The following is a 258-nucleotide window of genomic DNA, read 5'->3' as shown; positions in this document are numbered from 1 at the left end:
GGGACCAGGCTTAGCGGCCATCTTCGTCAATTCGGGAACCCTTGCCATGCCGACGGCGGGGCGCCCGTCAGGCGGATCGGCCCGCCCCGCCGGAGCTGCCCGTCCGGCCGGCGGATCGGCCCGCCGGCCGCCAGTGGTCCTCGCCTGCAGCATCCCCGCGCCGATGTCCCGTACGAGGTGAACCATTTGCCAGGGATGGCCGCTGTGGGACCAGGCTTAGCGGCCATCTTCGTCAATTCGGGAACCCTTGCCATGCCG

Annotated in this window: 1 protein-coding gene; it reads right to left on the bottom strand. The window is 70.5% G+C overall.

Going from position 1 to position 258, the window contains the following annotated elements; all coding sequences use genetic code 11:
- Nucleotides 1-186 (bottom strand): hypothetical protein (locus tag C566_RS23210; protein ID WP_231386364.1); only part of this gene is annotated, 186 nt, incomplete at its 3' end.
- Nucleotides 187-258 lie beyond the last annotated feature (72 nt).

It is taken from the genome of Arthrobacter sp. 131MFCol6.1 (assembly GCF_000374925.1).
GTDB lineage: Bacteria > Actinomycetota > Actinomycetes > Actinomycetales > Micrococcaceae > Arthrobacter.
The sequence above is the reverse complement of the archived record's forward strand: the minus strand, read 5'-3'. Positions and strand labels throughout refer to the sequence as shown.